This window comes from Brucella sp. RRSP16 (assembly GCF_052246815.1).
Taxonomy (GTDB): Bacteria; Pseudomonadota; Alphaproteobacteria; order Rhizobiales; family Rhizobiaceae; genus Brucella; species Brucella intermedia.
In genome coordinates, this window is the sequence record NZ_JBQQAM010000003.1 from 109,232 (window position 1) to 122,944 (window position 13,713).

Sequence of the window (13,713 nt, forward strand, 5' to 3'; positions counted from 1 at the left end):
ATATCGGACCTGACCATGGACACTGAAAAGACTGCTGAGACGAAGAAGATCACGCGGGTCCGCTACCGCAGGGCAATTCTTCTGGGGTGTACGGCGCTGGTCGTATCCATGCCCGATCTGGCTTCGGCGCAGCAAGCGGCAACGGGGGAAACGACCACGGTGCTCAAGACCATCACGGTCAATGGCTCCGGCGGAAGCGACGACGATTCCAAATCAATCGTCGCAACGCGCACAACCGGCGGCGGCAAGATGGCGGCGGATATCATGGACACGGCAGCTTCCGTATCGGTGATCACTGCCAAGGAAATGCAGGAACGTAACGCCCAGACTGTCGAGCAGGTTCTGCAATATACGGCAGGCGTGTCCACCAATTTCTACGGATCGGATGATCGGTTCGACTTCTTCCAGATACGCGGCTTCGACGCCAACACCTATCGCGACGGGCTTACGCTTGGCCGCCCCTTTGGGGGTGTGCGGGAGGAGCCCTATGCATTCGAACGTATCGAAGTGCTGAAAGGCGCCAGTTCCACGGCCTTCGGTGTTTCCGATCCCGGCGGCATGGTCAACTATGTGACCAAGCGACCGAAAACGGAGCGCTTCGGCGAAGCTTATGTTACGGGCGGGTCCTTCAATCATAAGGAAGTCGGCTTCGATTTCGGCGATAATTTGACCGGCGATGAAACGCTTTCCTATCGCCTTACCGGCAAGTTCAAGGATGCCGATGCCGAATATGATTATTCGCGCGATGATGAAAAGTTCATCATGGGCGGCCTGACCTGGCGTCCGAGCGATGCGACCAATCTGACGGTGATCTTTGATCATCTTCACCGTAATGGCGTGCCCGGAAGCGGGGGCCATCCGGTCGGCACCAATTTCAGCAGAAGCCGCTTTTTTGGAGAGCCTGACTTCAATTATCGCGGTACCGACCGGAATACCGTCAGCGCCATGTTCGATCATGACTTCGGCAATGGCCTGACGTTGAGCGCAAACGGACGTTACAGCAATCAGGATACCGATTTCGGCTATGCCTATATTTCTGCGACGCCGACCGATGGCTCAACGATTGCCCGGCGCGATTTCTTCGGGAACGAATCCTCGGCCGAGAATTTCGTGGGCGATGTGAATCTCAAATATGAAACCAGCTTCGACCGGTTTGAAAGCCGGACGATGGCGGGCATCGAGTACAACAATTATTCGGCGACCAACAAGACACTCTGGGGTCCAGCACCAGGCATAGACTGGACCAACCCGGTCTTTACCGGTGCCCCGGTTGGTCTGCCGCTCATCGGCAATACGTCGACCCGGCAGAAGACCAGGGCAATCTATTTCCAGGAAGATTTGACATTCGCAGAAAAGCTGATCGCCAGCGTGGGCCTGCGCAATGACTGGCTCGACCTGTCGGAGACCAACCGTCTCAGCAATACATCGACGGATGGCGATCTGGGCGAATTTACCAGCCGTTTCGGCCTTACCTACCGGGTAACGGACGAATGGGCGGTCTATACAAGCTATGCTGAATCGGTCGCACCTCCGGCCATCGGCGTCGATCCTGAACGCGGCGAGCAGATCGAAGTCGGCGTGAAGTATCAGCCGACCGCATTTCCTGCACTGTTTACGGCGTCGGTTTACGACCTGACCAAGAACAATATCTCGGTCAACGATCCAATCACGCTCCAGCCATCGACCATTGGTGAGGTCCGTGTGCGCGGTATCGATCTGGAGGCCAAGGCGGAACTGACCAATAATCTCAGCCTGATCGCGGCCTATTCCTATATGGACCCGGAGATCGTCGAGAACGGCACCGGCGGCAACGAGGGCAACCGTCCGCAGTTTGTTTCCAAACACCTGGCCTCACTTTGGGCGAACTACAAGGTTGAGGGCAGTGGCCGGCGCGGCGACATGACGTTCGGCGTTGGTGGCCGCTATATCGGCGCCTATTACTTTACGCCGGACAATACGTCGGGCACGAGCGGTAATGTGGTGTTCGACGCCGCGTTTACCTATGAGTTTCTCGATAACTCGGCGTTGCAGGTCAATGTCAGCAACCTGTTCGACAAGAAATATGTCGCCTATGGCGGCTTTGGAGCGGATTTCTACAATCCGGGCCGGGAGATCACCGCGACGCTGCGCCGAACGTGGTGAGTGAGCGGTTCCGTCAGTAAAGGCAGCGGAGCCTCAACCGGGAACAGCTAGCGTTTGGACTGGAAACGCCGCCACGCGGCAGGCGTTTCACCAACGACCTGCCGGAAAGCCTTGGTTAGATGGGCCTGATCGGTAAAACCGAGCTGGGCCGCGATGCCGGCGACAGTCATATCGCTTTCCGCCAGCAATTGCTGCGCCCGATCGATGCGCTTCGCCATCTGCCATTGCAATGGTGTCTTGCCGGTCGTCTGCTTGAAGACATTGGCGAACCAGCTTTCCGACAGACCGACGGCTGCGGCCATTTCGGCAACACTCAACCGGCGGTCGCTGCAGCTGTCGAAACGCGCATTGAGCTTGTTCATCTGCGCCATGGTTAGGCGTCCATAACCCTGCCTGTTGTCTTCCCCGGGTATATCGAGAAGGCCGGTCAGAATGCTGCCAATGAGGTTTTCAGCATAAAGCCCGTGTTTCGTTGGATTGGCTGTCTCGTCGACGATCAGGCGGGCAAGCGTTTCTATGGCGCCGAGGTCCTGAATTTCCACCGGGCTGCGCATGGCGGCCATCGCCATGGATGCACCAAGCGTGGGGCTCAGATATTTGAGCAGCCGGTCCTTGTGGAAATGCAGGTTCAGATGTGAAAAACGGTGGAGCGAAACGGTATTCGTCCACATCGGGACGCCAGCGGGGATGTAGATCGCCCGCGTCATCGGGCGATGGTGCTGGGAGCGGTGATGCTGGGTAAAGACACCGCTATCGTTCGATATGCGAATGTTGGACGAAACATCCTGGAAGAAAATCATGATGCGGGGATCGTGCGACAGGAAATAGCCGTTGGCTCCCGTCTGGCTTTCAGCCTCCCAATAGACGCTCACCAGCCCATCCAGCACACGCCATTGAACCGGCGCAACCACCCGGATGCCTTCGGCCTGCCAGATCATCGAATGCCAGAAGCCCAAAACGTTCCGATCCGTGTGCGCAGCGTTTCGTTGAAATTCCGGCTCGTCTGCCGGAAGTGTTTCGTGGATATGCGCCAACATATCAATGCATTAATATGACTAAAATTATCATCTTTTGCGGCTATGGCAAGCCAATTCTACCGAAAATGCTGTGAGGCGTTGCCCCTCATTTCACTCCAGGTCTTCCTGCTCGAAATGCTGGCTCACGTGAATATCCGTTGTTTCCAGACGTCCGGGCCGAGATTGACGAATTTGTGCGGTATGTTTGCCGGACCGAATACAACCTGGCCTTCTGATACCTCCATCTTTTCGTCGCCGACCATGAACAGCGCATTTCCCTGACGAACGATGAAAATCTCGTCATAAGGGTGCCGGTGCAGTTTGGGACCATTCCCGACAACATCGGTCGAGAAGAATATGATCGACGCATCGGTACCAAATCTCTTGCCTTCGACGCGGCCGGACCACGCATCGTCGCGCCTCGCCCAGTCTTCTCTTTTCAAGACATCGGCTTGTTTCGTCAAAATGGTTCTCCCGGCTTTTCGAGGCGCTTGAATTTCGACCCTGCTGTTGCAGCATGTCCCCGTAGGGAAGGAAGGTCAGATTCTAACGAGGCCGGAGCGCTTCAACAAGCCCATCAGGATCAGCGGCAGAAGTGTGGTGATAAGGATGGCGATGAATGCCATGGCCATGCCGAGCCCGACAGAGCCCTGCTCGAACTGACGCCAGATGAAGATCGAGATTGTCTGCATGCCGACCGGAGCGACCAGTATGGATGCGACCAGCTCACGCGTGGCAACGGCAAAGACGAGCAGCATGGCCGTTATGAGGCTTGGCGCGATCAACGGCAGCATGATGCGCCGGAAAGCTGTGAAGCTGTTTGCGCCGCACACACGCGCCGCGGCTTCCAGATTGTCGCCGATCTGGTGGAAGGCAGCGGATGCATAGCGGATCGGCTGCGGCAGAAGAATGCAGCAATAGGCAAGCAGCAGGATCAGCGGTGTGTTGTAGGGCGAGACGGGCAGGGCGGGCTGGTTCCAGGCCAGAATGAGTCCGACCGCGACGACGACGCCGGGCAAGGCATTGGGCAGGACAGTCAGTATGTCGAGCCAGAAGCGCCCGCGAAAACGCATCTTCACGACGGCATAGGCGGCGACCGCGCCGAGAAGCCCGGTCAGGAGAGCGCTTGCGACGCCGAGCGAGAGGCTGTTGACGAGCGCGCGCATGCCGCCTGCGCTGTTTTCGGCAATGGCGGCAAAATTGTCGAAGCCGAGGTTCGACGGCACCAGCCCGCCGGATACGGTCTTGGAAAGAGCGGTCGCCAGAATGGCCAGCAGGGGAACGCCCGTTGCAGCGAAGGCAACGAGGGCGAAGAGAGCGACCACGGGAATGGTGAGCGCTCCGAGCGGACGCTTGTCCTTTGCCTGTGGCTTGCCGCCGGTCGTCACATAGGACCGGCGCGTCAATATCCAGCGTTGGACCAGAAAAGCCGCCAGCGACAGGCAGACGAGCGCCAGCGAAAAGACGGCAGCACCCGCAAGGTCGATGGGCCAGTCGGAAATGCGAAGATCGATCTCCGTCACCAGCACTTCAAAGCCGGAACGGTGTCCAAGGGCTGCCGGGGTGCCATATTCCTCGATGGCTGCGGCGAAAACGAGCAAAAGGCTTGCCGCAAGGCCCGGTGTCGCCAGTGGCAGGGTGATGCGGAAGAAGGAGCGCCACGGCGAGGCGCCGAACACGCGACCGACATCGGAATAACGTGCGCCGACCGCTTCAATCGTGCGCGATACCGCAAAATAGACGAGCGGAAACGTGTTCAGCGCCATGACGAAGCTCATGCCGGCGACCGAAAACAGAAAGGGCGCCAGATTGAAACCGATGAGTTGCTCGAGATAGCCGCGCGGTTGCAGCGTCATGATCCAGCCAAGCGTGGCGATATAGGGCGGGATCATGAAAGGCACGAGCATCAGCACGTCCCACAGGACGGCAAAAGGCACCTTGTAGAGCGCGCGGAAAACGGCGAGCGGAACGGCGATGAAGGCGGAAAGCACGACCACCGAAAGCCCCAGCAGCACTGTGTTGCCGCTCATGCGCAAAAGCTTCGGGTCTTCAAACAGGGCCGGGAGATGCAGGAAAGGCTCGGCCAGCGAGCCTCTCCCCAGTTGCGGAAAGACAGCCTGAAGAACGATGAAGACAAACGGTACCGCGACGATGAAAGCGAGCCCGGCAACCGCAACGAACCCGAGCGGATTGCGAGCCGCCGCACCGCCTGTCTTCATGTCTGTCTTCCCCTCAAATATCAGTTGCTGGCTGCGAAGGCGGCGCCGAATTCCTTCAGCGTCTCGTCGCGCTTGCCGTAGACTTCCTTGGCGTCGATCGGCAGGATTTTAAGATCGCCGATCAGCGGGCGATTGGCTGGAACATCGGTGCGAGAAGGCATCAGATAGGTGTCGGCAACCATTTTCTGGCCTTCGTCGGACAGCATGTAGTCGACGAACTGCTTGGCCTCATCCTGGTTCTTCGACCATTTGAGGATCATGGCGGGGCGGGGCGCGATCACTGTGCCGGATGCCGGGAAAATGACGTCGATGGATTCGCCCTTGGCCTTGCCGGCAAGCGAGATATAGTCGACGGCACCGAACACGGCGGCCTTGGCACCCTGAAGGACGGGGTTCAGAGCCTCTGCATTGGCACCGGCCACAGCCGCGCCGTTTTCATGCAGGTTCTTGAACAGGTCCCAGCCTTGCTGGGCCTGAAGGGCGGCAACGAGCTCGAAGGTCGCGCCCGACTGCGCCGGGTCCGGCAGGTTGACCTGATCCTTGTATTCGGGCTTGGCGAGATCGGCCCATTCGGCAGGCTTCGGCGTCTTGCTCGCTGGGTTCCACGCGATACCGAGGGCGGAGACGCCCTGCGCGACCGCGGTTTCGTTCTTGAGGAAATCCGGTACTTTCTCCGCATTCGGGCTGGTATAGGCCACCAGCCAGTCGCGCTTGGCGAAGTCGGTTGCCGTGTCCCAGGACGCCGAAATCAGAACGTCGACAACCGGATTGGCGGCTTCCGCTTCGATGCGCGCCATGACCTTGCCGGTGGTTGCCTGAAAGACGTTGACCTTCGCGCCGGTCTTGGCGGTGAAGCCTGCCGCAAGCTTTTCGATCAGGCTGCCGGGACCAGCCGAATAGACGGTGATGTCTGCATGGGCTGCCGTGCTGGACAGCAAGGCGGTGACAAGCGCCAGCCCTGCGCCGAGAATGGATTTTTTCATCTGTCTCTCCTGAGATGTTGCCTGATGGAATGGTCCTATTTCGAAAACCAGCGCAGCTGGCTGGCATCGACCGAAATGCCGACCGGAACGCCGGGAGAAAGGCGGATATGGTCGAGATAAGTCAGTTCGTGACCGTCCTGCTGCGAACCGATGCGCACCGTGGTCAGGTGGCCGTCGCCGCGAAACTGCGATCGCAGCACGGTTGCGGGAATTGCGGCTTCATGGACGGGAACGCTGCGCACGGAGCGCGACGGCAACAGCACATGGGTTGCCTGTCCGGCGGCGGAACCTTGGGCGATGTGGATTTCAGTGCGCGCGATCTTGTAGGCATTGTCGCGCTGTTCGACCGGTACGACACAGCCGAGCCGCAGGAAATCGGCGACCGCAGGTGTGGTCGGCTCGGCGACAAGCGCTTCAGGCGAAGCCAGCTGCTCGATCACACCGGCGCGCATGACAGCCACCTGATCGGCCAGGGAAAAGGCTTCGCTCTGGTCGTGGGTGACATAGATCGCGGTCAGGCCCAGATTGGCGACAAGCTGCCCGATCTCGGTGACCATGTTTTCGCGCAGTTCCCGGTCGAGATTGGAAAGCGGCTCGTCGAACAATACCAGTCCCGGTTCGGCAACGATGGCGCGGGCAATGGCGACGCGCTGCTGCTGGCCGCCCGACATATCGCTGATCGCACGCTCTCCAAATCCGGCCAGACCAACGCGGTCGAGTGCGGAGGCAACGCGCTTTTCCCGCTCCGCGCGGCCCAGCCCGCGCATTTCGAGCGGAAAGGACACATTGCCGAAAACGGTCATATGCGGCCAGAGCGCATAATCCTGAAACACCATGCCGAGATGCCGCTTTTCAGGCGGGACGAAAGTGCCCTTCCGGGCATCCGCGACGGTGATGCCGTTGATCGTGATCGATCCTTTCGTCGGGGCGAGCAGTCCGGCCACGAGGCGAAGCAGCGTGGTCTTGCCGCAACCGGACGGCCCTAGCAGGGCGAGGGTCTGTCCTCGCGGCAGTGAAAGATCGATATTTTTCAATATCGTGGTCGGACCGTAGGCAAGATTCAGCCCCTCAGCCCGAACGGCAATATCCGCTTTTATATTAGAGGACTGTAACATTTTCCCGCAATCCAAATGACTTGGGAGCTTCTATTCGGATTGCGTGACAGTTGGATGACGTTGCGAAAGGGCGTCCTACCGCCTGTGGGGAACCAATCGCCCCGGCATCGGTTTTTTCTCTTCATGCGAAAAAGGAAGGGAAGACGATGAGATTTGGAAAACTCGCCCTGGGTCTGACGGGATTGGCCGTGGGATACGCGCTGACCCGGGCAAGCTCGCCGCAAATTCCACAGGGAATAGTCCCGGTTAAACCCTTCGATCTCACGCGCTATCTCGGCAAGTGGTACGAAGTGGGACGGCTTGAAAACCGTTTCGAGCGTGGTCTGACGCGCACGACCGCGGAATATTCGCTGAATCCCGATCAAACGGTGAAAGTGGTCAATCGCGGCTTCGATCCGTGGAAAGGTCGCTGGACGCAGGCCACCGGAACCGCGCGCTTTGTTCGGTCTCCCGACGAAGGCGCGTTGAAAGTTTCCTTCTTCGGGCCATTCTACGGCGGCTACAACATCATGGATATCGATGAAGGCGGCTATCAATGGTCGATCATTGTCGGCTCTACGCGCAGTTACTTCTGGGTGCTGTCGCGCGAGCCGGAGCCAAGCGAAGAGTTGAAGGCGCGTGCTGTCGCGCAGGCGTTGGTTCTCGGGATCAATTCCGACGCCATTTTGTGGGTGCCGCAGTAAATGCACAGCAAAAGGCCCGCCGAAGCGGGCCTTTTATTCTTGGCCTATGCCCCGTAAGGCACCCAGATATTTTTCACCTGCACAGCCCGCCGCAGATAATCACGGCCCTGTCCTTCGGCCTTGTTAAGCCAGTTGGGCAGGCGACCGTTGTTGGCCCAAGTGGCCTTGAGGTTTCCGGCTGAAGCCTTTTCGACCATGGCGCTGCCCTCGCGGGAACCGAAGTACCAGACAGCCGCAACATCGTCGTGTTCGGCCAGCGTCTTCGTCAGAAGGTCGCGTTCTCCGGTGACGATATTGACCACGCCGCCCGGCACATCGGACGTGTCGAGCACCTGATAGAAGTCGCCTGCGATCAGCGGCTGGCGGCTGGAAGGCACGACCACCGTTCGGTTGCCCATGGCGATTGCGGGAAGCACGAGCGAGACGAGCGACAGAAGCGGCGCTTCGTCCGGGCAGACGATGCCCATCACGCCCCACGGTTCGTTCATCGCCAGCGTTACATGGCGCGACTTGGTTGAGTGCACCGCCCCGTCGAACTTGTCGGCCTGCGCGGCATAATAGAAGATGCGGCGCAGCGCGGTTTCAAATTCCTCTTCCGCCTTTTTCTCGTTGACGCCGGTGCTTTCCATCAGTCGCGCCACGAAATCCGCACGGCGCGCATCAAGGTTTTCGCCGAGATAATAGAGCACCTGCGCTCGGTTATGGGCTGTTGCTGCGCCCCAGCTTCCGGCCTTTGTCGCCGCTTCCACCGCGTTGCGAATGTCCTTGCGATTGCCGATCCCGGCCTGACCGATGACCGCGCCACCCTTGCCGATGACCGAATAGCTGTAGCCGCCATCGGGGCGCGCCTGCTTGCCGCCGATATAGTTCTTCATCGTGCGATCGATGTCGTCGACGGTGACCTTGTCGTCACTGGCAGGCGAGGCCGATGGCACGAAGGCTTCCGCAACCTTGGCCGGGGAGAGCGCCTTTTCCCAATCGGAGACAAGATATTCGTACATGCCCTCGCGTGCGCCTTCGCGACCGAACCCGCTTTCGCGGTAGCCGCCGAAACCGGCTCCGGCATCCAGCATGTTGGTGCAGTTGATCCAGACGACACCGGCCTTTACCCGCGCCGCAAGATCGAGTGCGACATTGATGTTTTCAGACCAGATCGACGCAGCCAGCCCGTAGCGCGTATTGTTGGCGAGCGACACGGCTTCGTCCGGTGTGCGGAAGGTCGTCGCTGCCGCAATCGGCCCGAAGATTTCCACCTGACACACGGTCGAGGCCTGATCCACTTCGGTGAAGAATCCGGGGGCGATGTAATTGCCCTTGGCTGGGAGCGGGTTCGGCGTCTGCCACAGTTCGCCGCCTTCCTCGATGCCCTTCTGGATCAGATCGGAGATACGTTTCACCTGACCGGGCGAGACGATGGCCCCGACATCGGTCGATTTGTCGAGCGGATCGCCGACCCGCAAGCTTTCGAGGCGCTTTTTCAGCTTGGCATAGAAACGCCCGGCAATACCTTCCTGCACCAGCAGCCGTGACCCGGCGCAGCACACTTCGCCCTGATTGAACCAGATGGCATCGACGACGCCCTCGACCGCGGCATCGAGATCGGCATCTTCAAAGACGATGAAGGGGGACTTGCCGCCCAGTTCCAGCGAGAGTTTCTTGCCCGAACCTGCGATCTGCTCGCGAATGACACGGCCAACCTGCGTCGAGCCGGTGAAGGCAACCTTGTCCACCCCGTCGTGGCCGCAGATTTCCGCGCCGGTGGCGCCGTCGCCCTGCACGATGTTGACGACACCTGCGGGCAGGCCTACTTCGTGGCAGATCTCAGCAAAGGCAATGGCCGAAAGCGGCGTCAGATCGGCAGGTTTCAGAACCACCGTGTTACCGGCGGCCAAAGCGGGCGCGATCTTCCAGGCAAGCATGAGAAGCGGGAAATTCCACGGAATGACCTGACCGCAGACGCCGACCGGCGAAAAGCCCTTCAACTCATCTTCCACCATCTCGGCCCAGCCCGCATGATGGTAGAAATGGCGGGCGGCGAGCGGAATGTCGATATCGCGGGTTTCGCGGATCGGCTTGCCATTGTCCATGGTTTCCAGCACGGCGAGGAAGCGCTCGCGCTTCTGGATATGGCGCGCGATGGCATAGAGATATTTCGCGCGCTCGTAGCTTGACAGCTTGGACCATTTGCCGAAAGCGGCGCGGGCGGCTTTTACCGCCTGATCGACATCATCCGCATTGCCGCAGGTGATTTCTGCGAGCTTGTCGCCATTGGCCGGATTGGCGACGGCGATCGCCTTGCGGCCTTCCGGCTTGACAAAGGCTCCGTTGATATAGTGGCCGAAAGAACGGCCATGCTGTTCCAGCCACAGGTTTACATCGCCGTTTGCTTCGGGTGAAGGTCCGTATTCCATGGTCTTGAGAATGTCCTTGATGGATCGCATTCTGAAAATCCTCTAAGCATTTGCAGCCAAATGGAGCTTTTGGCGTCGCAGAAATGCGATAAACTTTATGCAGCAGCGTGACGGTTGGCGGCGGAGTAGCGCCCGGTCACGAAGTGCTCCAATTGCCGTTCGATATCGCCAAGCATCGATGATGCGCCGATGCGGAACAGATCGGGTTCCAGCCAGCGATTGCCGAGTTCTTCCTTCATCAGGGTAAGCCAGGCGAGCGCATCCTTGGCGGTCTTGAGGCCGCCCGCAGGCTTGAAGCCGACGCTCTGGCCGGAAAGCGCGCCATAATCGCGCAACGCCCGCACCATGGTCAGGCTCACCGGCAAGGTGGCGTTGACATCTTCCTTGCCGGTCGAGGTCTTGATGAAATCCGAACCCGCCTGCATCGCCACCATCGAGGCGCGATAGACATTTGTGAGCGTGTTGAGATCGCCGGTGGCGAGGATCGCCTTCATGTGAGCGTCACCGCAGGCTTCCCGCATGGCGGCAATCTCGTCGTAAAGGGCTGACCAGTTCTGCGTCAGCACATGCTCGCGGGTAATCACGATGTCGATTTCACGCGCGCCCTGTTCCACCGCATAGGTGATTTCGGCAAGGCGCAGCGGCAAGGGGGTCAAACCGGCAGGAAAGCCGGTCGCCACCGAGGCGACCGGAATGCCGGAACCTTCAAGCGCCTTCACGGCATGCGGAACCATGGTCGGATAAACGCAGACCGCCCCGGTGGTGATGCCTGCATCCGCGAGGCCCAGCGCTTCCAGAATATCCTCGCGCACCGGACGGCGCGCCTTGGAGCAGAGCCTGCGCACACGGCCCGCGGTATCGTCGCCGGCGAGCGTCGTCAGGTCTATGCACTGGATGGCGCGGATGAGCCACGCCGCCTGATATTCCTTCTTCACCGAACGGCGGGCGCTGATCGTGGCGGCGCGGCGCTCGGAGGCGCTGCGATTGACGGACACGTCCTCAAACCATTCCGGCTTGAGCGGTGTCCCGTTATTGCGGGGGAGGGCTTCGGTCATTTCATTGTCCGTTCATGGGTTCAGTTACGATCAGGCGCGTTCGGTCGAGGGGGCGTGATCGCGGCAGAACGTTTCGAATTCTTCCTGGCTGGCATAGGCTTTTTGCGTGCCGGGCCGGGTGATGGAATGGGCCGCATATAGGGCGGCCTTGCGAAGCGAGGCTTCCACATCGCCGGTCCCGGCGTAAAACCGGGCGAAGGAGCCGATAAAGGCATCGCCTGCGCCGGTCGTGTCCTTCGGCGTGACCTTGACTGGCGGAATATTGACCATTTCGCTTGCCGTAATCATCCGCGCTCCGCGCCCGCCGAGCGTAACGATGACGGTGCGGATGCCACGCGCGATGAGCGAACGCGCTGCGGTGACGATTTCGTCGTCCGTTCCGGTCGGCAGGCCGGAGAGGATTGCCAGCTCGCTCTCGTTCGGCACGAGAAAGGTCACCTGCCGGATCAACTCGGGATCGAGATCGGCGGCGGCAGGGGCCGGGTTCAGGATGGTTTCGATGCCGTTTTCGGCAGCAAAGGCAATGGTGTGGTAGACCGTCTCGACCGGAACTTCCATCTGCATGAGAATAAGGCTGCAAGCTTTCAGGTCGTCGGCAGCCTTGTCGACTTCGGCGGGCAGAAGATCGGCATTGGCGCCCTTGACGATGAGGATCGAGTTTTCACCCGATGGCTCGACGAAGATGGGGGCTACGCCGCTCGATTTGCCGGGGACCTTGCGCACATGGCGCGTGTCGACGCCGAACTCATTCAGGTTGCGGATGGTGTTGTCGGCGAAAATATCGTCGCCCACCCGCGTGACCATCATCACATCCGCGCCAAGGCGCGCGGCGGCGACGGCCTGATTGGCGCCCTTGCCGCCACAGCCGATTTCAAATGTCGGGGCTTCCAGCGTTTCGCCGGGGCCGGGCATACGGTTCACATAGGTGATGAGGTCCACCATGTTGGAGCCGACCACTCCGATCTTTCTGGTCATGAGTTGTTCCTTTGAAATTTCAGAGTGCCCTGATCGTGGCTTCAAACTGTTCGGCGGCTGTCGTATCGAGATAGCCGACGCGCACGGGGAAGACGGCGCGCTTACCCGGTGCCAGAACCTGCACGTTATTCTTGGCTTTTTCGGCCAGATAGCCTTCCGGCTCGCAGGTCGAGGGCAGGGCAAAGGCTGCAACCTGCGCGTCTCCGTTCACGAGGATCCAGCGCACGGTCTTGGGGAAGACTTCGGTCGGGTAGGAAATGCCAAATCCGTCGCCCTCGGGAAGCTGCATCATCAGATGCGTGTTGCCATCGGCATCTTTCGGCAGGCCGCGAATATAGAAGACCTGCTCGGGATCGTAGCGCTCCGGTTCATCCAGCACTTCCATCGCGGCCGGGTCGGTGGCCAGTTCGTCGATCAGCGAAAGGTAATCGTCGTTGGGCGTGACGTGGCCGGGAACGGCGGTGCGCACCTGCACGTGATCGGGCGTATAAGGCACCGGCTGCACGATCCGCGCGCCTTCCGCATAGGCGAAATTGACGTGGCACATATACATCAGCTCCATAGGAGCGGATGAAAGGTTCTCCACGTCCATGGTGATGTCGAACAGCGTTTCATCGGCATGAAGCCGCACGCTTGGCCGTGCCAGATAATGCGCGCCGAAGCCCATTACGTATTCATATTCGCCGGTGATTTCGACAAAGGCGCCGCGCGCGTCATGCCCGAAAAGAAGGCCCGCCTTGTCCATCTTTGCGCAGGCCATTTCGCCATGCAGAAGATGATTGTCCTGAGGCGAAGGACAGCCATTGCGCAGGATGCCGCTGTGGAACGCAAAGCAGCCATAGGTTTCCACGATGGTGGTCGCCGGGCGCGGCATGGAGAAGCTGTTGCCCATGGTGAGGTCCACGCCGTTGAATTCCGCCCCCCATATCATCTGGCCCATGAAGGGCAGCACGATGATGTTGCCGCGCTCGTTCTCGACCAGCAGCGCCTCTATGCCGGTTGGATAGCGAAAGGCGGTGACGCTGAGGCCATAGGTGTTGGCGATCACATGCGGTTGCTCGACAAAATCCTGGCGGCGAAGATGAAATTCGATGTCCTGCCCGATATTCTGCAT

Annotated in this window: 10 protein-coding genes and 1 pseudogene; 2 read left to right on the forward strand and 9 right to left on the reverse strand. The window is 59.7% G+C overall.

What is annotated here, in order from left to right; genetic code table 11:
- Positions 1 to 15 precede the first annotated feature (15 nt).
- The gene (locus tag ACS5UA_RS06045) at positions 16 to 2,142 is read left to right on the forward strand and encodes a TonB-dependent siderophore receptor (RefSeq protein WP_112701361.1); all 2,127 of its coding nucleotides are present in this window, start codon (positions 16 to 18) and stop codon (positions 2,140 to 2,142) included.
- A 47-nt stretch (positions 2,143 to 2,189) separates the two neighbouring features.
- Here ACS5UA_RS06045 and ACS5UA_RS06050 read toward each other — a convergent pair whose 3' ends face one another.
- The 5 genes and pseudogenes from ACS5UA_RS06050 to ACS5UA_RS06070 form a co-directional block, all read right to left on the reverse strand.
- Positions 2,190 to 3,098, reverse strand: a complete 909-nt coding sequence (locus ACS5UA_RS06050; RefSeq protein ID WP_273771176.1) for a helix-turn-helix domain-containing protein — start codon at positions 3,096 to 3,098, stop codon at positions 2,190 to 2,192.
- A gap of 171 nt (positions 3,099 to 3,269) precedes the next feature.
- Positions 3,270 to 3,622 (reverse strand): annotated as a pseudogene (locus ACS5UA_RS06055) (cupin domain-containing protein).
- Between the two features lie 75 nt (positions 3,623 to 3,697).
- The gene (locus ACS5UA_RS06060; RefSeq protein ID WP_273771174.1) at positions 3,698 to 5,377 is read right to left on the reverse strand and encodes an ABC transporter permease; all 1,680 of its coding nucleotides are present in this window, start codon (positions 5,375 to 5,377) and stop codon (positions 3,698 to 3,700) included.
- A 20-nt stretch (positions 5,378 to 5,397) separates the two neighbouring features.
- Entirely contained in the window at positions 5,398 to 6,360 is a 963-nt protein-coding gene (locus tag ACS5UA_RS06065) for an ABC transporter substrate-binding protein (RefSeq protein ID WP_006468295.1), read from the reverse strand.
- A 35-nt stretch (positions 6,361 to 6,395) separates the two neighbouring features.
- Positions 6,396 to 7,475 carry an ABC transporter ATP-binding protein gene (locus tag ACS5UA_RS06070; protein ID WP_025092123.1) on the reverse strand — a complete coding sequence of 360 codons (1,080 nt, stop codon included), beginning with the start codon at positions 7,473 to 7,475 and terminating at the stop codon, positions 6,396 to 6,398.
- Positions 7,476 to 7,621: 146 nt separating this feature from the next.
- On the opposite strand from ACS5UA_RS06070, the gene ACS5UA_RS06075 reads away from it, so the two are divergent.
- Positions 7,622 to 8,158, forward strand: a complete 537-nt coding sequence (locus ACS5UA_RS06075; protein ID WP_112701358.1) for a lipocalin family protein — start codon at positions 7,622 to 7,624, stop codon at positions 8,156 to 8,158.
- 44 nt (positions 8,159 to 8,202) lie between these two features.
- Here the strand turns inward: ACS5UA_RS06075 and ACS5UA_RS06080 are convergent, their stop codons facing one another.
- The 4 genes from ACS5UA_RS06080 to ACS5UA_RS06095 all read right to left on the reverse strand — a co-directional run bounded on the left by ACS5UA_RS06080 (position 8,203) and on the right by ACS5UA_RS06095 (position 13,713).
- Positions 8,203 to 10,599: an aldehyde dehydrogenase family protein gene (locus ACS5UA_RS06080; RefSeq protein ID WP_162718809.1), complete on the reverse strand. Its 2,397-nt coding sequence runs from the start codon at positions 10,597 to 10,599 to the stop codon at positions 8,203 to 8,205.
- A gap of 65 nt (positions 10,600 to 10,664) precedes the next feature.
- Positions 10,665 to 11,624, reverse strand: a complete 960-nt coding sequence (deoC, locus tag ACS5UA_RS06085; RefSeq protein ID WP_021585445.1) for a deoxyribose-phosphate aldolase — start codon at positions 11,622 to 11,624, stop codon at positions 10,665 to 10,667.
- 30 nt (positions 11,625 to 11,654) lie between these two features.
- Positions 11,655 to 12,599 carry a ribokinase gene (gene rbsK / locus ACS5UA_RS06090; protein ID WP_021585446.1) on the reverse strand — a complete coding sequence of 315 codons (945 nt, stop codon included), beginning with the start codon at positions 12,597 to 12,599 and terminating at the stop codon, positions 11,655 to 11,657.
- Positions 12,600 to 12,618: 19 nt separating this feature from the next.
- The gene (locus tag ACS5UA_RS06095; RefSeq protein WP_021585447.1) at positions 12,619 to 13,713 is read right to left on the reverse strand and encodes an aldose 1-epimerase family protein; all 1,095 of its coding nucleotides are present in this window, start codon (positions 13,711 to 13,713) and stop codon (positions 12,619 to 12,621) included.